The organism is Streptomyces ipomoeae 91-03 (genome assembly GCF_000317595.1).
Classification (GTDB): Bacteria; Actinomycetota; Actinomycetes; order Streptomycetales; family Streptomycetaceae; genus Streptomyces; species Streptomyces ipomoeae.
In genome coordinates this window covers 1-18,900 of the sequence record NZ_AEJC01000263.1, presented here as the reverse complement: position 1 = coordinate 18,900, position 18,900 = coordinate 1, and the positions used below count along the sequence as shown (strand labels likewise).

Genomic DNA, 18,900 nt, shown 5'->3' with positions numbered 1-18,900 from the left:
CGGCCGTTTCCACGCACTTATCCTTGACCCATGTACTTCACGGACCGTGGCATCGAGGAACTGGAGAAGCGGCGCGGCGAGGAGGAGGTCACCTTCGAGTGGCTCGCCGAGCAGCTGCGGACGTTCGTCGATCTGAATCCGGACTTCGAGGTGCCGGTGGAACGGCTGGCGACCTGGCTGGCGCGGTTGGACGACGAGGACGACGAGTAGGCAGGCCGCGTAACGCGCAGGGGGCGCCGGTGGGAGGGCCGGTCGGGTCCGGTCGTGGGTCCCCGAAGGTCAGTCGCGGGGGTGTGAGAGGTCGTAGAGCAGGCCGAGGGCGCCGTGGGCGATCAGCAGGCCGCCGGCGACGCACCAGCCGCCGCTGCGGCGGTGCAGGCCCCAGGCCGTGAGGGGTAGACCGGCCAGGAGTTGGGCGGTGGCGAGGGCCCGGGCCTTGGAAGTGCCGGCCCAGGGGAGCCAGGGACCGAGGCGGCTTCGCTCGACGAGGGCGTCCAGTTCCATACGGACGGCTCCGCGCCAGCCGCTCCATTCGATGCGCTGGGCGTCCGGCTGCACGCGGGCGACCTCGCGGAGCCGGTCGGCGGGTTCGCCGGGGGTCAGACCGGCGGGGAGGGCCACTCCCGCGCGCGTGAGGACGGCGAGGAGGCTCAGCATGCGGGTGCGGGCGTTCGCCGTCGGATCGGGCTTCGTGAGGGCCTCCAGGGAGCGGGCGTCGAGGACCGGGCCCAGGCCCAGTCGGACGGCGAAGGTGCGCATCGCCTCGTCCTCGCCGACCGGGGTGCCGTTCGCGAGCCAGATGTAGCCGACGGTGCGACGGAAGCCGGCGGCCAGGGTGTAGCCGCTGCGGTCGACGTCCCACCACAGGGCGAGTACGGGCCAGGGTGCGCCGACGGCGAGGGCGGTGGCCCAGCCGGTGAGGACGCGGTCGACGGGCTCGCTCCCTTGCAGCCAGGGCTTTCCCTCGGGCACGAGCACGCTCCACTCGGGACCGGCCGAGGTGAGCAGCATCCGCTCCCGGAGCAGCTGGGCCACGGTGGCGACGGAGTCGGGATCCGCCCGGCAGAGCAGCAGCGCGCCGGGGGCGAGGAGGGATCGGGGGCCATGGGGTCCCGGGGGTCCCTGGGAGTTTTCCGTCGACATGAACCCACGCTAGGACGATTTGTCGCATACATCCCTGCGGGATCACCAGAACGGGTGTCTTGACTTCGCACGACCGCGATATATCGTGAATTACGGAAGACGCGATATTGCGCGATGGTGTGCGCGGCGATCCTTCCGCCCTGCCCCGCCCTGCCCCGCCCCGCCCTGTCCGCGTTTACGCCCTGTCCGGTCTGTCGAGGAGGTCAGCACGATGTCCGAGTGGTCCGTCGCCGAGCCACGGAGGCTCACGTTCGACGAGCCGGTGACGGCACTGCATGTGCGAGTCGTCAACGGAACGGTGAACGTCGTGGGCACCGACAAGGGTTCCGCGTGGCTGGAGGTGACCGATCTGGAGGGCCCACCGCTGACGGTGACGCAGAAGGACGGCACCCTGACCGTCGCCTATGACGACCTGTCCTGGAAGGGCTTCCTGAAATGGCTCGACCGCAAGGGCCGGCACCGCAACGCGCTGATCTCACTCGCCGTTCCGGCGAGCACCCGCGTGGAGGTGGGCGTGGTCGGCGCCACGGCCGTGGTGACCGGGGTGGACGGGCGTACGGAGGTCAAGGGCGTCTCGGGCGACACGACGTTGGTCGGCCTGTCGGGCCAGGTCCGCGCGACGACGGTCTCCGGGAGTGTGGAGGCGCAGGCCGTCACCGGGGATCTCCGGCTGAGCTCCGTCTCCGGCGATCTGACCGTCATCGAGGGGACCTGCCCGACCGTGAGGGCCGACTCGGTGAGCGGCGCGATCATCCTCGACCTCGACCCCACGGGCGGCCCCACCGATGTCGGCCTCACCAGCGTCTCCGGCGAGATCGCCATCCGCCTCCCCACGGACGCCGAGGTGGAGGCCAACACCGCCAGCGGCAGGATCGCCAACGCCTTCGACGACCTCCGCGTCAGCGGCCCCTGGGGCGCCCACAAGATCACCGGACGTCTCGGCTCGGGCAACGGCCGCCTCAAGGCGACGACCGTCTCCGGTTCGATCGCCCTGCTACGCCGGCCGCCGAGGGAGGACGAGCCTTGGGACGCGGGGACGGGGAGCGGGGAGAGGAGGGTGGATGGTGACGCGGGGGCAACCCATGAGCCCCGACTGGGTGACGGTACGGCGGCACCCCGTGAGCCCGGGCTGGGTGGCGGCATAACCGAGCCGTCGGAGGCAGGTTCGGGTGTCGGTGCGGACGGTGCGTCGGTTGGTACCCCGGCGGCTGAAGGGGCCGGGGTCGTAACCGACAATTCATCTGCCGGTCTCCCCGAGCCGTCCGATGAGCCGCTGGGCCACGCGGCGGCCGATGGGGCCGGTGGGGCCTTGCCCGATGGTTCGGTCAGCCGCTCGGACGGCGGTACGACCTCCAGCACGAACGACAAGAAGGTGCTCTGACATGCCTCCCGTCTTCGCCCATGGACGTCTGCGGCTGTACCTGCTGAAGCTGCTGGACGAGGCGCCGCGCCACGGCTACGAGGTGATCCGGCTGCTGGAGGAGCGCTTCCAGGGCCTGTACGCCCCCTCGGCCGGCACCGTCTACCCGCGCCTGGCCAAGCTGGAGGCCGAGGGTCTGGTCACCCACACCACCGAGGGCGGCCGCAAGGTGTACGCGATCACGGACGCGGGCCGCGCGGAACTGGCCGACCGCAGCGGCGAGCTGGCCGACCTGGAGCTGGAGATCCGCGAGTCGGTGGCGGAGCTGGCCGCCGAGATCCGGGCCGATGTACGGGGGGCGGCGGGCGACCTGCGCCGCGAGATGCGGGCGGCGGCCTCCGAGGCCCGCGTGGGCGCCGGGACGGGCGCCGGGGAGCAGGGTTCGCTCGGGGAGTTCGGGGAGTACGCCGACAAGGAGGCGTGGCGCGCGGCGAAGGAGGAGATGCGCCGAGTCAAGCAGGAGTGGAAGGAGCAGGCCCGACGCGCCAAGGACGAGAGCCGCCGCGCCCGCGAGGAGGCCCAGCGCGCCCGTCGCCAGGCCAAGGAGGCCCAGGAGCGGGCCCGCACCCAGGCCCAGGAAGAACTCCAACGCATCGCCAAGCGGGTCCAGGACCGCGTCCAGGACCACTTCAGCCGGGGCGACTGGCCGACGGGGGTACGGGAGGGGCTGACCGAACTGGCCAAGGAGTTCGGCGAGTTCGGGAAGGACTTCGGCAAGGAGTTCGGGAAGGACTTCGGCTTCGGGCGCGCGGGCGCGGACTCGGGCCAGGGAGCACCTGAATCGAGGGCGGGGGCAGGCGCGGGTACCAGTACGGGCGCAAGTGCCGGTACGGGCACGGATACCGGCGCATGGGCAACTGCGGGTGCTGGTGCTGAGCGGGCGGCCGGTAAGGGCGGCATCGGGGAGCCGGACTACTCGTCGACCCCCGAGCACTTCCCGGCCGGCTACGAACCCGCCTGGGTGCACGAGGCCTCGACCGGCGACCCGGCCCGCGATCTCGACCGCCTCCTGGACCGTTTCCGCGACGACATCCGCGACGCGGCCCGCGACCACGGAGTGACAGAGGACCAACTCCGCGATGCCCGACGGCATCTGTCAACGGCGGCGGCCCACATCGGGGCAACACTGAGGACGCCGAAGGCGTGAGCCGGGGTGCGGCCCGCCAGGGGCGCAGGCCCCGCCAGGGGCTGGCCCCGCCAGAGGCCCGGGGCTGCTTCGATGTGCTGCTCCGCCGGGTGGGCGCGGGCAGCCACACTCGACCCGTAGTCCGCAACGCACCAGCGCTCCCACCCCGAGCCCGGCCACCTGCACCCCCGGACCCCGCTCAACGCCCCCGGGCGCCGGCTCCCCTCACCGGCTCCGCTCACCCCGCCTTGGCCTCCCCGGCGCCATAAAGCACCCGCTCCAGGGCCTCGTACGTCACACCATGGTCCGCGAGGACCTCGGCGGGAAGACCGGGGCGGGTGGTGAGGGCGAGGAGGAAGTGTTCGTCGCCGATGTGCCGGTCGCGGTGGGCCTGGGCGGCGCGGAGGGAGTGGGTGAGGACGGCCTTGGCTTCGCGAGTGAAGGGGCGATGACCCGAGAGGAGCCCCCTGCCCTTCTTCCCTCCGCCTTCGCCACCGCCGGCACCATCACCTCGCCGGGAGGCCAACGCCCCCACCCCATGGGCCTCCTCGACCCGGGAGACGATCGCCGAGAGATCGATGCCGAGGTCGGAGAGGGCGTCGGCGTCGGCGCGGGAGAGACCGGCGCGGCGCTGGGCCTCGGCAAGGGCGCGTTCCACGGAGTCCCGGCGCTCAGCCAGCCCCAGCGAGGTAAGGGCGAACGAGGCGCGGCCGGCCCGGCGGTCGAGCAGGGCGAGCAGGAGGTGTTCCTCGGTCACCTTGCTCGCCTGGGCGCGTTCCGCGTGGTCGACCGCGCCCAGGACCACAGCCCGGGCGTCCTTCGTAAACCGTTCGAACATCAATGCCTCCCGTACTTCTTGTGGACGGCCTGCCTGCTCACGCCGAGTTCCGTGGCGATCTCCTGCCACGACCAGCCCTGATTGCGCGCGCTGCGCACCTGCACCGCCTCCAGCTGCTCCAGCAGCCTCCGCAGTGCGGCGACGGCCCGCAGCCCGACCCGGGGGTCGCGGTCACCGGCCCGCTCGGCGAGGTCCGTTGCTTCGGTCATATTGTCAACTTAGGTTGACGAGCGAGCTTCGTCAACCCCGGTTGACAAGTCAGGCGCGAAAACGGCCGGCCCGAAAGAAACCGGGCCGGCCGTGGCGTCGTATCGCGCGAGAGTCGCGCCGTGACGACGGAGTCGGAGTCCGTCAGAGGGTCGGTGTCAGGGATTGGTGAGGACGATCTTTCCGAACTGGTCGCCCGACTCCAGGCGTTCGAAGCCCTCCCGGGCACGGTCGAGAGGCAGGACCTCGTCGATGACGGGGCGTACGCCGGTCGTGGCGCAGAAGGAGAGGAGGTCTTCCAGTTCGTCCTTGCTGCCCATGGTGGAGCCGACGACCTTGAGTTCGAGGAAGAAGATACGGGTCAGTTCGGCGTGGGAGGGACGGTCGCCGCTGGTGGCGCCGGAGATGACGAGGGTGCCGCCCGGGCGCAGGGACTTCACGGAGTGGGACCAGGTGGCGGCGCCGACGGTCTCGATGACCGCGTCGACGCGCTGCGGCAGCCGCGCCCCCGACTCCAGCGCCTCCACCGCGCCCAGCTCCACGGCCCGCTTGCGCTTGGCCTCGTCCCGGCTGGTGGCGAACACCCGCAGCCCGGCCGCCTTGCCGAGCACGATCGCGGCGGTGGCGACACCGCCACCGGCACCCTGGACGAGGACGGAGTCGCCGGGGCGTACACCGGCGTTGGTGAAGAGCATGCGGTACGCCGTCAGCCAGGCGGTGGGCAGGCAGGCGGCCTCCTCGAAGGAGAGCTCCTTGGGCTTGGGGAGTACGTTCCAGGTGGGGACGGCGACCTGTTCGGCGAAGGTGCCCTGGTAGCGCTCGGTGAGGATGGAGCGGGGCTCGTCGGGGCCCACGCCGTGACCGGTCTGGCCGATCACGGAGTGCAGCACCACCTCGTTGCCGTCCTCGTCGACGCCGGCGGCGTCGCAGCCGAGGATCATGGGCAGCTTGTCCTCCGGGAGGCCGACGCCACGCAGGGACCAGAGGTCGTGGTGGTTCAGCGAGGCGGCCTTCACCTTCACGGTCGTCCAGCCGGGCCTCGGATCGGGGGCCGGGCGGTCGCCCAACTCCAGTCCGTCGAGCGGGTGGTCACGGTCGATGCGGGCGGCGTAGGCAGCGAACATGGGCCTGACCATAGAGGTACGCCACAGGCGAGGGAACCGGGCAGCGTTGTGACACGCGTCAAGCCTGGAGTTGCGCCCCTTCAGGGGCGCGGGGCTGTGTCGATGTGCGGCTCCGCCGCGTGGGCGCGAGCAACCACAACGCACCCCAGCCGAACAACCCGCCCACCCGCCCAGGGGGTCTGGGGGCGCAGCCCCCAGCTTGTCGATGGGACGGGTAGGGGCGGCGGGGGCGAAAAGACCGACGGCTCCGCCCCGCACCAGCGGGACGGAGCCGTCGAACCAGCCGTCGGCGTCGGATCAGCGCCGGGCCACACCCTCGGCCCGAGCCGCCGCGGCGACCGCCGCGGTGACCGCCGGGGCGACCCGCTCGTCGAAGGGCGACGGGATGACGTAGTCGGCGGAGAGGTCGTCGCCGACGACCGCCGCCAGCGCCTCGGCCGCCGCGATCTTCATCCCCTCGGTGATCCGGGACGCCCGCACCTGCAGCGCACCGGCGAAGATTCCGGGGAACGCCAGCACGTTGTTGATCTGGTTCGGGTAGTCGGACCGCCCCGTGGCGACGACGGCCGCGTACTTGTGCGCGACATCGGGGTGCACCTCGGGGTTCGGGTTGGCCATGGCGAACACGAACGCGCCCTCGGCCATGGAGGCGACGGCCTCCTCCGGCACCGTACCGCCGGAGACGCCGATGAAGACGTCCGCGCCCGCGAGCGCGTCCTCCAGCGAACCCGTGAGCCCGGCCTTGTTGGTGAGCTCGGCGAGCTCCCGCTTGACCGGCGTGAGGTCCTCGCGGTCCACGGAGACGATGCCCTTGCGGTCAGTGACCGCGACGTCACCGAGGCCCGCCTCCAGCAGCATCTTGGCGATGGCGACACCGGCCGCGCCGGCACCGGAGATGACGGCACGCAGCTCGCCGATCCCCCGGCCGGTCAGCCGCGCGGCGTTCCGCAGGGCCGCCAGCGTCACCACGGCCGTACCGTGCTGGTCGTCGTGGAAGACCGGGATGTCCAGGCGCTCCTGGAGCCGCTTCTCGATCTCGAAGCACCGGGGTGCCGAGATGTCCTCCAGGTTCACGCCGCCGAAGGAGGGGGCGAGCCGGACCACGGTCTCGACGATCTCGTCGACGTCCGTGCAGGCGAGCGCGATCGGCACCGCGTCGACGCCGCCGAACTGCTTGAACAGGATCGCCTTGCCCTCCATCACGGGGAGGGAGGCCTCGGGGCCGATGTCGCCGAGGCCGAGCACCGCCGTACCGTCCGTCACGACGGCGACGACCGAGGACTTCCAGGTGTAGTCGTTGACCAGCTCGGGCTGCTCGGCGATGGCGGTGCACACACGCGCGACGCCGGGCGTGTAGGCGAGGGACAGATCGTCCTTGTCACGGATCGGAACGGTGGACTGCACAGCCATCTTGCCGCCGCGGTGCAATGCGAACGCCGGGTCGAAGGAATCGAGCGGCTCCCCGCCGCCTTCCTGACCCGCACTGCCGGTGCCGGCGTCGCCGCTGTCGCTGCGAGGATTGACAATCTCCGCTGCCACTTTGTTTTACCCCTTAAGTCTTCAAGGTTTGAGGGTGACCGCTCCCGGTTCGGGAGTGGGCGGGCACCGCGTAAGTCCCAGGTCACCGATACGTACGGCGACACGTACGGGCTCAGACGCGACGGGCGCGCCGCACACGCGCCCTGGGCCCCGGATGAGGGGTGTAAGGAACCTTCTTACCGGACGAACGGCGCCGACGACGAGTCCACACTCGTTCATACCTCGAAGGTCACAAGTCGAAGGTCATTTGCAGACGATCATGAACGTCTGGACTCATCAGCGGATGACAGGACGTGTCGGACAAACCGCGACAGGCCCCGTACGACCGCGTGCGCGGAGTTCGCGGCCGACCGCATCTTGAGATGCGCCGAAGATCTTCCGGCCGGAAGAAGAAAAACCCGCACAGGATCCGGCGTGATCGCCTGGTCCGCAGCGGTTCATGGGTCATCCGGGGGTCACCCGTTATCCGATTTTGACATGGCGGGTCACCTGAATGCACATGGCCGAATGGCAAGATGCCGTAATCACACAAGGTCGCGACACCCGAAGACGCGTGTCAATCGTCGACCGATCGGCAACTCCACCCATCCCGCCGGAGGAACCCACCATGACCGCAAGCACCACCCGTCGTACGACCGGCCTGCGCTCCCGTACAGCCGCCGTCGGAGCGATCGCGGTCGCGGGCGCCCTGCTTCTCACCGCCTGCGGTGACCAGACGGACAAGGGCTCGGGCTCGGACGATGCATCCTCCACCGCTTCCGCCCCGCTCGCCGACAAGCTTCCCGCTGACATCCGCAAGGCGGGCGTCATCAAGGTGGGCTCCGACATCGCGTACCCGCCGGTGGAGTACATGGAGGGCGGCAAGGCCGTCGGTATCGACCCGGACATCGCCGAGGCGCTCGGCAAGCAGCTCGGGGTGAGGTTCGAGTTCCAGAACGGCAAGTTCGCGCAGCTCATCGTGGGTCTGCAGGCGAACCGGTTCAACGTGATCATGTCCGCGATGAACGACACGAAGGACCGCCAGAACGGTGTCGACTCCGACACCGGCAAGAAGGTCGGCAACGGCATCGACTTCGTCGACTACTTCACCGCCGGTACCTCGATCCTGGTCCAGAAGGGCAACCCCAAGGGCATCAAGTCCCTGGACGACCTCTGTGGCCAGGTCGTGGCCCTGCAGGTCGGCACCACCTCCGAGGGCATAGCCAAGGCACAGAGCAAGAAGTGCGAGGAGGACGGCAAGAAGGCCATCAAGCTGCAGACCTTCGACACCGACCCCGAGGCGCTGCTCCGACTCAAGCAGGGCGCCTCCGTCGCGGACCTCAACGACTTCCCGGTCGCGGCGTACAACGCGAAGACCTCCGGTGGCGGCAAGGACTTCGAGGTCGTCGGCGAGCAGATCGAGGCCGGCCCGTACGGCATCGGCGTCAGCAAGGAGAACACCGAGCTGCGCGACGCCATACAGGCGGCGATGAGCGCGATCATCGAGAACGGCGAGTACGAGAAGATCCTCCAGAAGTGGAACGTCACCGATGGCGCGGTGACCGAGGCGAAGATCAACGGCGGCTCCTGACCGGCCCTCGCGCAACACTGAAGGGCAGTCACTGTGACTGACATTGTCGACAAGGCTCCGGCACCCGAGCTGCCGCCGGAGCAGATCAAGGCCATCCCGGTGCGCCACTACGGCCGCTGGGTGGCCGGCGCCGTGGTCATCGCGATCCTGGTGCTGATCGGGATCGCCTTCTCCAACGCGGACATCAACTACGGCATCATCCCGGACTACCTCACGGACGGCACCATCCTGTCCGGCGTCTGGCACACGCTGTACATCTCCGTGCTCGCCATGGTGCTCGGACTCGTCCTGGGCGTGATCCTCGCCGTCATGAGGATGTCGTCGAACCCGGTCACGAGCACCGTGGCCTGGTTCTACGTATGGATCTTCCGCGGCACTCCGGTGCTGGTGCAGTTGCTGCTCTGGTACAACATCGCCCTCGTGTTCCCCATCCTCAACCTGGGGTTCTACAAGGACGAGATGAACGACGTGATGACGCCGTTCCTGGCGGCGCTGCTGGGTCTGGGCCTGAACGAGGCCGCGTACATGTCGGAGATCGTCCGGGCCGGCATCCAGTCGGTCGACGAGGGGCAGACGGAGGCCTCGCACTCCCTGGGCATGACCCGGGCCCAGACGCTCCGGCGCGTGGTCCTCCCGCAGGCGATGCGGGTGATCGTGCCGCCCAGCGGCAATGAGTTCATCAACATGCTGAAGACCTCGTCGCTGGCCTACTCGGTGCAGTTCAACGAGCTCATCAAGCGGTCCCAGGACATCTCCAGCACCTCGCTCGCAGTCGTCGAGATGTACTTCGTCGCGTCGATCTGGTACCTGATCCTGACCAGTGTCTTCAGCGTCGGCCAGTACTACCTGGAGCGCCGTTACGCCCGCGGTTCGACGCGCAACCTGCCGCCGACCCCGCTGCAACGCCTGAAGAAGAACCTCCGGCTGTTCGGTTCGTTCAAGCGCCCGGAGGTGACCCGATGAGCAGTCTCGGCAAGAGCACGGGCATCGGCGCGAGCACGAGCGGTCGGCCGATGGTCCTGGCCGAGGGCGTGCACAAGTCCTTCGGGCTCGCGCACATCCTCAAGGGCATCGACCTGGAGGTGAACCCGCGCGAGGTGTTCTGTCTGATCGGCCCGTCCGGCTCCGGCAAGAGCACGTTCCTCAGGTGCATCAACCATCTGGAGAAGATCAGCGCCGGTCGGCTGTGGGTCGACGGCGAGCTGGTCGGCTACCGGCAGAAGGGCGACAAGCTCTACGAGCTGAAGGAAAAGGAAGTGGCCGCGCAGCGGCGGGACATCGGCATGGTGTTCCAGCGCTTCAACCTCTTCCCCCACATGACGGCTCTGGAGAACGTCATGGAGGCCCCGGTCCAGGTCAAGGGCGAGACCAAGGCCGTCGCCCGGGAGCGCGCGGAACGTCTGCTGGACCGGGTGGGCCTCGGCGATCGCAAGGACCACTACCCCGCCCAGCTCTCCGGCGGTCAGCAGCAGCGGGTGGCGATCGCCCGGGCACTGGCCATGGAGCCGAAGCTGATGCTCTTCGACGAGCCGACCTCGGCCCTCGACCCGGAGCTGGTCGGCGAGGTCCTCGATGTGATGCGGGACCTCGCCGAGGACGGCATGACCATGATCGTGGTCACGCACGAGATGGGCTTCGCCCGCGAAGTCGGCGACTCGCTGGTCTTCATGGACGACGGTGTGGTGGTCGAGTCCGGCCATCCGCGGGAGGTCCTGACGAACCCTCAGCACGACCGCACCAAGTCGTTCCTGTCCAAGGTGCTGTGACTCCCCCGCGGGTCGCCCCGCGCGCGTAGGCGCCCCCGCACAGCCCGCCATGCACCTCTGCGTGGCGGGCTGTGTGGCGTCCGCGACGATCATTCCTGGCGCCCGGCGGCGATGAGCGCCGCCTGCTGTGCGCGGGGAGTGACGAATGAAGGCGAAGACGAGGTTGCTGGCGGTCGTGCCGCTGGCCCTGACCATGGTCGTCGGCCTGAACACCGAGGCGGGCGCGGTCACCAAGCACTGGTCGAGCAGGCCGTACGGCGGCGGGTTCTCGACCTGGTCGGCGCCGTTGGACCGGTGTGTCACGGTCAACATCAGCGGGACGATGGAGTACCGCTGGTGGCGCAAGCAGCCCACGACCAACCGCAAGGACATGTGGATCGACCAGGTCAGGCTGAAGAAGCCCCAGATGGAGATGATCGTCAAGGGCAACTGCCGCGCCAACGGCGCCCCGCGCAAGCTCACCGCCGCGAAGATGTCGCAGGTCATCTATGACCACGGGTGCAAGACCTCCACGGCCATCACCGTCAGCTACCCGTTCGCCGTCGGTGTCACACCGACCAAGAAGTGCGGTCGGATCAAGGTGGCCAAGCGGGCGTCCTCGTTCTCGAACGACAACTCGAAGTACTACCAGTTCAACACGGGTCGTCCCGCCACGTTCAAGCCGGACGGCCTGGACGCCGCTCCCTACAAGGGCAAGAAGAGCATCTGTCTCCGGGCCGACGTGACCGCCACCGCGGTCATCAGGAACTACGACGACTCGTTCAGCAAGACGATGAGCATCTGCGCGAAGGTCTTCAACTAGCGACCGTCCGGACTCCGCGCAATCGATGACCGGATGATCGCACTCCCCGTGTCCAGCGGCCCTGGGTGAAGGGACACGGGGGTTCGATGATGAGGCACTGCCTACGGGGCGGTGTTCAGGCCGCTTCGAGTGACTCCGCCGACTCCCGGGCCGCGTGCGCGACAAACGCGCGGATGGGGCCGAGCACGCGGAACCGGCGGCCGTGCGGCGTGTCCCGGGACTGGACCATCGACTGCTCCACGAGTGAGGCCAGCAAGGACACGACGCAGCTGGGGGACAGTGGGGGTCGCGAGGGAAGCCCTGTGGGATCCTCCAGGTCCTCCAGGCTGAAAGCACCGGGAAACCCGGAAAGACGCTGCAAGAGCAGTTTCTCCGCCTCGTCGAGGCGCGCGTACGACCACTCGAAGACGGACGTGAGCGTGGCGGGCCGTTCTCGGGCGAGGTGCGACCGGGTGGCCCGGACGGGAGGGGCCGATACCAGCAGGCAGTCCAGACTTGTGTCCAGACGGTCCGCGAGCGCCTTCATGGGGAGGACGCGGAGCCGGGCGGCGGCCAGTTCGAGGGCCAGGGGCAGGCCGTCGAGGCGGCGGCAGATGCGCCCGGCCAGTGAACAGTCGCCGCGCGTGGCCCGGTACTCGGGCATGGCCTGGCCGGCCCGGTTCAGGAACAGTCGGGTGGCCGCGGTCTCCTCGTCGGCGACGGGGGTGGACAGCGGGCCCAGCGACCAGACCACTTCACCACTGATCCGCAGGGGCGCGCGCGACGTGGCGAGCACCGTCACAGCAGGGTGAGCGAGCAGCCGGCGGACCAGAGAGGTGACGGTGGGGGCCAGTTGGTCGAAGTTGTCCAGAACGATCAGTGCGCGCCTGCCCGGCCCGACGGTGAGCGCCTCATCGACAACGTCCGCCTGTTCGGAATCCAGCAGAGACACAAGCCTCGCCAATGCCGTCGGGCTGGGTGCGGTGACCGTCACCCCGTTGGTGAAGCAGTCCGCCACAACGCGCGCGGTGTCCAGGGCGAGCGCCGACTTTCCGCATCCGCCGGGTCCCGTGACGGTCACCAGTCGCTCTTCCAGGGCGAGTTCGGCGAGCTCGGCGCGTTCGCGTTCGCGGCCGAGCACGGTGACGTGCGGTCGCGTCCCCTGCCAGAGAGGTTTGCCGACGGCGGTGCGGACGGAGAGATGAGCGGGCGGCGGTGCACAGATCTCATTGGCGAGAATCGCGCGTTGCATCGCGCGGAGTTCGGCGTTCGGTCCGACGCCGAGTTCCGTGTCCAGCAGGGAGCACAGTACCTGGTACGTCTCCAGGGCTTCCTTCGTGCGGCCGCATCGGTGCAGGGCCAGGATGAGCCGCCCCCAGCGGTATTCGCGGAACGGCTGGGCCTGCACCAGTTCCTTGAACTCCCCGACCGCGTGGGCATGTTCACCCGCTGACAGGCGGGCGTCCATCATGTCCTCCTGGACGCTCAGCCGCATCTCCTCAAGCCGGGTGACCTGCGCCCGCAGTGGTTCGGAGAGCTCGAGCGACTCCAGTACGTCGCCCCGCCACAGGTCCAGCGCCGCGGCGAAGGACCGTGCCGCCTGTCCTGGCCGGTCGGCGCGGACAGCCTCCCGGGCGTCGGCGACGCGCCGCTCGAAGGCGGACAGGTCGAACTCGTCGGGAGCGATCCGGATGCCATAACCATCGCGGGAGGCGGTGACGACGGGTGACCCCTGACCGTCCAGGTGCCTACGGAGTGTGGAAATGTACGAGTGGAGATTGGCACGGGCCGACGAAGGCGGTGCGTCTCCCCACAAGACGCCGATCAACTCATCGGTCGTGACGGGATGCCCATGGCGTAGCAGCAGACCTGCCAGCAAAAGGCGGGTTTTGCGGCGAACAAGAGCCACCGGTTCACCGTTGTCGGCATTTATGCGCAGTGGCCCCAAAATGTAGAATTTCACTGTATGTATCCCCCGTGTTCAGTAGTCGGATACTACTGAGCACGGGGGCTTCCATCCAGCATCATTACGCCTTTATCAGTACACCTTTACACAGATATTCGCAGTCTTGGCGTAAGAATCCGAGTAGCTGCCCTCATACGCGGTGTAGACGGCATCGGTCCGCACACAGGCCTGGTTGCGGCCGGCAATGGGTGCGGCACTGATGGTCTTCTTGAAGGTGGCCTTCCTGCCGCTGTTGAACTGGACGTACGACGAGGAGTTGTTGGTGTACTTGGTCGACCACTTGGCGGTCTTGATGCGGCCGCACTTCTGGGTGGGCGTCACACCGACGGCGAAGGGAAGGCTGACCGTGACGGCCGTGGAGGTCTTGCACGCGGAGTCGTAGTAGCGCTGCGACAACGACGCGTCGGTCAGCTTCTTGGGTGCCCCGTTACGGCCGCACTTGCCCTTGATGCTCATCGCCATCTGCGGGTCCTTGAGGCGGATCTGTTCGACCCACTTCTCCTTGGAACCGGGCTTCTTGTACCACCAGAGGTATTCCATCTTCCCGGTCAGAGTGACCACGATGCACTTTTGCAGCGGCTTGGAGTAATTCGAGAACGTCACGCCGTACGGCTTGCTCGACCAGTGCTTGGTCACCGCTTCCGCCTGGGTGTTCACGCCCACGACCATCATCAGGGCCAGTGGCGCGACAGCCAGGGCACTCTTCTTCGCCTTCACTGGAACTCTCCTAGAGGACGGGCGGCGCCGGTCACCGCCTGAGGCGATGGTCGCGCCGCCCGCCATACACCGCGCCACACGCGAGTGCATGGTGTGCGTGGTGTGCAGGCGCATGGTGCGCGTGGCGTGCGGAGTGCGTGGTGTGCGTGGTGTGCCGGATGCCGAGCTTGCGGACACCGGCTCTCCGCATGGCTACTTGAGCGCCAGCACCAGTGCGTCCGACGCCGACCGCCAGACCGTACGGGCCTCGGCGAACCCCTTCTCCCGCAGTACCCGGGCATGCCACTCGGCGCTCTGGATGTCGCCTTCGGCGTGCTCGCCGTAGATCTCGAAACGGCGGGCGGTCGGGGCGGCGAGGACGGGGTCCTGGGCGGCGAGCTGCCACCATTCGGACCAGTCGATGGCGCCGTTCGACTTGGCCTGTTCCCTGCGGGCCTGATCGTGAGAGGCGACCGCCGCGTTGATCCGGGGCGTGGTCTCGTCGATCATGTGGTCCGCGTTCATGAAGACACCGCCGTCGCGGAGGAGTTCCGCGACCTGACCGTAGAGGGCGGCGAGGGGGTCGCTGTGCAGCCAGTGCAGGGCCGTGGCCGTCAGCACGGCGTCGTACGAGTCGTACGGCAGCCGGGTCGGCCAGTCGGGGTCGGTGAGGTCGGCGGTGACCAATGTGACGCGCCGGTCGCCCGCGAAGGTGCCCTCGGCGATGGTGAGCAGCGCGGGGTCGAGGTCGAGGCCGGTGCTGACGGCGTTCGGGAACCGCGCGAGGAGCCTGGACGTGATGGAACCCGTACCGCAGGCGAGGTCGAGGACGCGGGGCTCGGGGCCGACGAAGGCCTCCACCATGTCCAGCATCACCCGGAACCGCTCCTCGCGGTCGTGCATGTACCACTCCTGCTGCCGGTCCCAGCTCTCCTGCCAGGCGTGCCAGTCGGGTCCGGTCGTGGTGGTGGTCATGAGAGGCCCCTTCTTCCGCTCTTCCGCGTACCGCTCTTCTCCATGCCGCGTAATACCCTGTAAGCACGAGCAGCTGTTACCCAACCCGCATCACGACGATAGAGCCCCCTCGTAAGGACTACAAGTGGAACTGGCCTATTACTCGGATTACGCCGTCCGTCTCGTCAACACCGAGGAGCCGGCCCGGGGCAAGGACTCGCTCACCTCGGTCGAGGCCGTCCGCGACCTCTTCGGGGGCAACCAGTCGGCGGCCCGGCGTGCGACGGACGCGGACGTGACGCGCTTCCGCTCGGTCCGGGCGCGGCTGCGCGCGGTCTTCGAGGCGGCGAACGACGGCGACGAGACGCTCGCCGTGGACCTGCTGAACTCACTGCTGCTGGAGTTCCCGGTGAGCCCGCAGATCTCCGGCCACGACTTCCGGGACGACGACGGCCGCCCGCTGTGGCACATGCACCTCGCGGACCATTCCTCCAACGCGACCGCGGGCTATGCCGCCATCGCCGCGATGGGCCTCGCCTTCCATCTCACCGAGTACGGCGTGGACCGGCTCGGCCTGTGCGAGGCGGCACCGTGCCGCAACGCCTACCTCGACACCTCCACCAACCGCTCCCGGCGCTACTGCTCGGACCGCTGCGCGACGCGCGCCAACGTGGCGGCCTACCGCGCCCGCAAACGCCTGGAGGCCGACCGGTCGCAGAGCACGGGACGGGCGGCGCAGAGCGCCCAGCGGGCGAGCGCGAGCGGCGAGCGCTGACCGGCGGCCCGGGGCCGGTAGCGGAATCGGACCTTCCCCAGTACCAGTTCATCGGGCACGACCCCGTAGTCCGTGCTGTCCCCGCCGGCATACGCGTTGTCCCCGAGCACCCACCAGCCACCCTCGCGCCGCTCGGCGGCCCGTTTGACGACGAGCAGGTCCTGCTGGAAGGGATGACGCAGCACGACCACGTCACCGATCCGGACCCGTGCCCCGTAGTGGACGAGGAGCCGGTCCCCGTGGTGCAGCGTCGGCACCATGGAAGGTCCCGTGACCTCGGCCACCCCCAACGGCAGGAGACCCCTGCCCCGCTCGGTCTCCTGCGACAGCTCCGGCATCACCCGGCACCTCCCCGGCTTTCGTCCTCCACCAGTCCCAGTCTGACCCCGGACTTTTGTCCTAAGCCCATGGGGGCACTCGCGAAAACCTCTCTCGCAGGGAGTAATGTCCCACCTGAGAAGACGATCACGAGGAAGGAATGCTCCATGCTTTCCCGCCTGTTTGCCCCCAAGGTCAAGGTCAGCGCGCACTGCGACCTGCCCTGCGGTGTGTACGACCCGGCCCAGGCCCGCATCGAGGCGGAGTCGGTGAAGGCCGTGCAGGAGAAGATGGCCGCCAACGACGACCCGCACTTCCAGGCTCGCGCGACGGTCATCAAGGAGCAGCGCGCCGAGCTCGCCAAGCACCACGTGTCGGTCCTGTGGAGCGACTACTTCAAGCCCCCGCACTTCGAGAAGTACCCGCAGCTCCACGTCCTGGTCAACGACACCCTGAAGGCCCTCTCGGCCGCCAAGGCGTCCACCGACCCGAAGACCGGCGAGAAGGCCCTTGAGCTCATCGCCGAGATCGACCGCATCTTCTGGGAGACCAAGAAGGCTTGATCTATGGCTAGGCCGTCTGACCTGCGGTTTCGCGGGTCACATCGCCTACCTGTCCGCACCCGGTCCGCAGGCCGCCGAGCACGGCGTCCATGACGGTCCGGGTGCGGTCTTCTTCGCCCGGCCACAGGTGGGCGTAGATCCGCAGCGTGATGACGGCGGACGCGTGGCCGAGGACCAGCTGGACCTGCTTGACGCTCGCTCCGCCGGCAATGAGTGCGGAGGCGAAGAAGTGGCGCAGGTCGTGGGTCACCATGTGCGGCAGCTCGACGGGCTTGCGGCCCTCGCGCTCGGCTGTCGCGTTCTCCGCCGCCTGGAGGGCCCTGCGGGCGCAGTTCCATTCCGTCTTCCAGCGGCGGTAGTTGAGGGGCGCGCCCTCCTCCATCGTGAACAGCCACTCCTTGGAGGGGCGTGTCGCAAGGTGCGTGAGGAGGGCGTCCGTGACGACCTCGCCGACCGGAACCGTACGCCGCGACTTGGCGGTCTTCGGCGGGCCGATCTTCCCTGACTGGAGCCGCTGCCGCTCGACGCGGATGGTGCCCGCCTTGAAGTCGACGTCCGACACCTTGAGGCCGAGCAACTCGCCTATTCGCAAGCCTGATCCGGCCAGCGTGACGATCGCCGCGCGGATGTACGGCGGCATCACACGGGCCATGGCCTCGACCTGCGCAACCGTGGGCGGGGTGACCTCCTCGTCCGGCATAGGCGGGAGGGTGATCCGGCGGCACGGGCTGGAGGCGATGACCTTGTCCTCGACGGCTGCGGTCATGAGGCGTACGAGGACGTCGTAGACGTTGCGCACGCTGCCGGGGCCGAGTTGTTCGGACAGGCTCTTGAACAGAACCTGTATGTCGTTCCGGCGTATCGCCGCCATGGCGCGGGAGCCTAGCGCCGGGACGAGGTGCAGTCGCAGCGCGTTGTCGGTGATGCGCTCGGCCGCCTCACCCACGATGAGCGACTCCTCCCACCTCTCCGCGTACTTCGCGAACGAGATCCGTCCGGCGCGCGGGTCAACGTACTGGCCCGTGACAATGCTGGCCGTGACCTCGTCGAGCCAGCGCTGGGCGTCGATCTTGCGATCGAAGTGGCGAGCGTGCTCCTTGCCGTCGAGGTCGCGGTAGCGGGCCCGCCACTTGCCATTGGGGCGCTTCTGGATGTTGGCCAAGTGTGTTCTCCCTTGGGTTGGTTATCGGTGGTAGCCGCCACTCTCGATGTACTCGGTGAGGGTGCGGGCGTCGCGCTCCTCGCCCATGAGGCGGAGGCACTGTTCGTGGATGGCCCGTGAGCTGTCGGGGTGAGCCTGGATGTGCTCGGCGATGCCGACGACGGCGTGGTGCAGGCGGTCTTCGGCGTCGCGCGTCTCGTAGTACGCCTCGACGGCTTCCTGGACGAGCCGCCTGCTGTTGAGATCGAGCCCCTCCAGGGGCGGGGACATCAACTCTTCGAGGGGCAACTCGAAGACGCGGGCGAAGGCGAGTGCCTCGTCGACGTTGATACGGCGGCGTGGAGTGCCGTTCTCGATACGCCAGACGGCGGTCTGGTTCATCTTGACGCCGGCCTTGGTCACCCGGTCCGCCAGTTCAGTCGTGCTCCACCCCCTGACCTCGCGCTCCAGCGCCACTCGCGCCGCAATGTTGCCTTCGCTGTAGAGCAGAGGTACTTCGCCACCCTCGTGCTTGCCGCCTGCCATCACACCTCCGTCGCCACCATCACTACCCCAATTGAAACACACTCTATCCGATTTGGTTAACCGGCGATCGTCGTGTACAAACTATGCAGATCGGATCGCTGTCTAGTCGAATGGGAATGCATGCGATACCTGACCACCGCCGAGGTCGCTGAGCGCTACCGCACGGCCGAGAGCACCGTCCGTTATTGGCGCCAGATCGGGAAAGGCCCGCGCGGCATCAAGATCGGCAAGCGGGTGCTGTACCCCGAGGCCGAGTTGCTGCGCTACGAGCGGACGCTGACCGACGGCCGAGACGAGTGGGGCCTGACCTCCTGAGTCGTCGGAAGCTCCGGGCACGGCAACGGCCCTCGGCGCGCCAACGCCGAGGGCCGGAGAGTCCCCCGCACATCGCCCATCCCTGAACGAACAAGACGGTGAGGGGCGGGAC

At 68.6% G+C, this 18,900-nt stretch carries 21 protein-coding genes; 10 read left to right on the top strand and 11 right to left on the bottom strand.

Translation table 11 applies throughout. The features are described from left to right. Window positions 1-30: 30 nt before the first annotated feature. Window positions 31-210, top strand: coding sequence for a DUF6104 family protein (locus tag STRIP9103_RS17500; RefSeq protein WP_003992906.1), 180 nt, complete (start codon window positions 31-33; stop codon window positions 208-210). A 69-nt stretch (window positions 211-279) separates the two neighbouring features. Here STRIP9103_RS17500 and STRIP9103_RS17495 read toward each other — a convergent pair whose 3' ends face one another. Beyond that, window positions 280-1,143, bottom strand: coding sequence for a hypothetical protein (locus STRIP9103_RS17495; protein ID WP_009313651.1), 864 nt, complete (start codon window positions 1,141-1,143; stop codon window positions 280-282). 211 nt (window positions 1,144-1,354) lie between these two features. On the opposite strand from STRIP9103_RS17495, the gene STRIP9103_RS17490 reads away from it, so the two are divergent. Together STRIP9103_RS17490 and STRIP9103_RS17485 are read left to right on the top strand one after the other, a co-directional pair. Then, window positions 1,355-2,524, top strand: coding sequence for a DUF4097 family beta strand repeat-containing protein (locus STRIP9103_RS17490; protein WP_009313668.1), 1,170 nt, complete (start codon window positions 1,355-1,357; stop codon window positions 2,522-2,524). Window position 2,525: 1 nt separating this feature from the next. Continuing rightward, complete coding sequence (locus STRIP9103_RS17485; RefSeq protein ID WP_009313664.1) at window positions 2,526-3,710, top strand: PadR family transcriptional regulator; 1,185 nt, start codon at window positions 2,526-2,528, stop codon at window positions 3,708-3,710. Window positions 3,711-3,927: 217 nt separating this feature from the next. Here STRIP9103_RS17485 and STRIP9103_RS17480 read toward each other — a convergent pair whose 3' ends face one another. The 4 genes from STRIP9103_RS17480 to STRIP9103_RS17465 all read right to left on the bottom strand — a co-directional run bounded on the left by STRIP9103_RS17480 (window position 3,928) and on the right by STRIP9103_RS17465 (window position 7,397). Next, entirely contained in the window at window positions 3,928-4,527 is a 600-nt protein-coding gene (locus tag STRIP9103_RS17480) for a Clp protease N-terminal domain-containing protein (protein ID WP_048820461.1), read from the bottom strand. Then, window positions 4,527-4,736: a helix-turn-helix domain-containing protein gene (locus STRIP9103_RS17475; RefSeq protein ID WP_009313642.1), complete on the bottom strand. Its 210-nt coding sequence runs from the start codon at window positions 4,734-4,736 to the stop codon at window positions 4,527-4,529. Before STRIP9103_RS17475 ends, STRIP9103_RS17480 begins: the two co-directional genes overlap by 1 nt. 156 nt (window positions 4,737-4,892) lie before the next feature. Beyond that, window positions 4,893-5,858, bottom strand: a complete 966-nt coding sequence (locus STRIP9103_RS17470) for a zinc-binding dehydrogenase (protein WP_009313652.1) — start codon at window positions 5,856-5,858, stop codon at window positions 4,893-4,895. A 297-nt stretch (window positions 5,859-6,155) separates the two neighbouring features. Further along, complete coding sequence (locus STRIP9103_RS17465; RefSeq protein WP_009313649.1) at window positions 6,156-7,397, bottom strand: NAD(P)-dependent malic enzyme; 1,242 nt, start codon at window positions 7,395-7,397, stop codon at window positions 6,156-6,158. Window positions 7,398-8,004: 607 nt separating this feature from the next. On the opposite strand from STRIP9103_RS17465, the gene STRIP9103_RS17460 reads away from it, so the two are divergent. From STRIP9103_RS17460 to STRIP9103_RS17445, 4 genes are all read left to right on the top strand, one after another. Beyond that, window positions 8,005-8,967, top strand: coding sequence for an ABC transporter substrate-binding protein (locus tag STRIP9103_RS17460; protein WP_009313658.1), 963 nt, complete (start codon window positions 8,005-8,007; stop codon window positions 8,965-8,967). Between the two features lie 33 nt (window positions 8,968-9,000). Next, the gene (locus STRIP9103_RS17455; RefSeq protein WP_009313641.1) at window positions 9,001-9,930 is read left to right on the top strand and encodes an amino acid ABC transporter permease; all 930 of its coding nucleotides are present in this window, start codon (window positions 9,001-9,003) and stop codon (window positions 9,928-9,930) included. After that, window positions 9,927-10,733, top strand: a complete 807-nt coding sequence (locus STRIP9103_RS17450; RefSeq protein ID WP_009313667.1) for an amino acid ABC transporter ATP-binding protein — start codon at window positions 9,927-9,929, stop codon at window positions 10,731-10,733. Before STRIP9103_RS17455 ends, STRIP9103_RS17450 begins: the two co-directional genes overlap by 4 nt. Before the next feature lie 145 nt (window positions 10,734-10,878). Continuing rightward, complete coding sequence (locus STRIP9103_RS17445; protein WP_009313648.1) at window positions 10,879-11,535, top strand: hypothetical protein; 657 nt, start codon at window positions 10,879-10,881, stop codon at window positions 11,533-11,535. Between the two features lie 115 nt (window positions 11,536-11,650). Here STRIP9103_RS17445 and STRIP9103_RS17440 read toward each other — a convergent pair whose 3' ends face one another. The 3 genes from STRIP9103_RS17440 to STRIP9103_RS17430 all read right to left on the bottom strand — a co-directional run bounded on the left by STRIP9103_RS17440 (window position 11,651) and on the right by STRIP9103_RS17430 (window position 15,151). Next, window positions 11,651-13,423: an AfsR/SARP family transcriptional regulator gene (locus tag STRIP9103_RS17440; protein WP_141585169.1), complete on the bottom strand. Its 1,773-nt coding sequence runs from the start codon at window positions 13,421-13,423 to the stop codon at window positions 11,651-11,653. A gap of 129 nt (window positions 13,424-13,552) precedes the next feature. Then, on the bottom strand, window positions 13,553-14,197 hold the full coding sequence (locus tag STRIP9103_RS17435; RefSeq protein ID WP_048820459.1) for a hypothetical protein: 645 nt from the start codon (window positions 14,195-14,197) through the stop codon (window positions 13,553-13,555). Between the two features lie 192 nt (window positions 14,198-14,389). Then, on the bottom strand, window positions 14,390-15,151 hold the full coding sequence (locus tag STRIP9103_RS17430; protein WP_009313659.1) for a class I SAM-dependent methyltransferase: 762 nt from the start codon (window positions 15,149-15,151) through the stop codon (window positions 14,390-14,392). 124 nt (window positions 15,152-15,275) lie between these two features. On the opposite strand from STRIP9103_RS17430, the gene STRIP9103_RS17425 reads away from it, so the two are divergent. Further along, on the top strand, window positions 15,276-15,905 hold the full coding sequence (locus tag STRIP9103_RS17425; RefSeq protein ID WP_009313647.1) for a CGNR zinc finger domain-containing protein: 630 nt from the start codon (window positions 15,276-15,278) through the stop codon (window positions 15,903-15,905). Here STRIP9103_RS17425 and sodX read toward each other — a convergent pair. Next, complete coding sequence (sodX, locus tag STRIP9103_RS17420) at window positions 15,809-16,243, bottom strand: nickel-type superoxide dismutase maturation protease (RefSeq protein ID WP_048820458.1); 435 nt, start codon at window positions 16,241-16,243, stop codon at window positions 15,809-15,811. The two genes, STRIP9103_RS17425 and sodX, sit on opposite strands and share 97 nt — an antisense overlap. A 147-nt stretch (window positions 16,244-16,390) precedes the next feature. Between sodX and sodN the strand changes: the two genes are divergently transcribed. Then, window positions 16,391-16,786, top strand: a complete 396-nt coding sequence (gene sodN, locus STRIP9103_RS17415) for a superoxide dismutase, Ni (RefSeq protein ID WP_009313646.1) — start codon at window positions 16,391-16,393, stop codon at window positions 16,784-16,786. 7 nt (window positions 16,787-16,793) lie between these two features. Here the strand turns inward: sodN and STRIP9103_RS17410 are convergent, their stop codons facing one another. Further along, on the bottom strand, window positions 16,794-17,948 hold the full coding sequence (locus STRIP9103_RS17410) for a tyrosine-type recombinase/integrase (protein WP_009313654.1): 1,155 nt from the start codon (window positions 17,946-17,948) through the stop codon (window positions 16,794-16,796). Window positions 17,949-17,969: 21 nt separating this feature from the next. Next, on the bottom strand, window positions 17,970-18,473 hold the full coding sequence (locus STRIP9103_RS17405; RefSeq protein ID WP_009313666.1) for a helix-turn-helix transcriptional regulator: 504 nt from the start codon (window positions 18,471-18,473) through the stop codon (window positions 17,970-17,972). A 120-nt stretch (window positions 18,474-18,593) separates the two neighbouring features. Here STRIP9103_RS17405 and STRIP9103_RS17400 point away from each other — a divergent pair, with 120 nt between their 5' ends. Further along, the gene (locus tag STRIP9103_RS17400; protein WP_009313650.1) at window positions 18,594-18,788 is read left to right on the top strand and encodes a helix-turn-helix transcriptional regulator; all 195 of its coding nucleotides are present in this window, start codon (window positions 18,594-18,596) and stop codon (window positions 18,786-18,788) included. The last annotated feature ends 112 nt before the right edge of the window (window positions 18,789-18,900 follow it).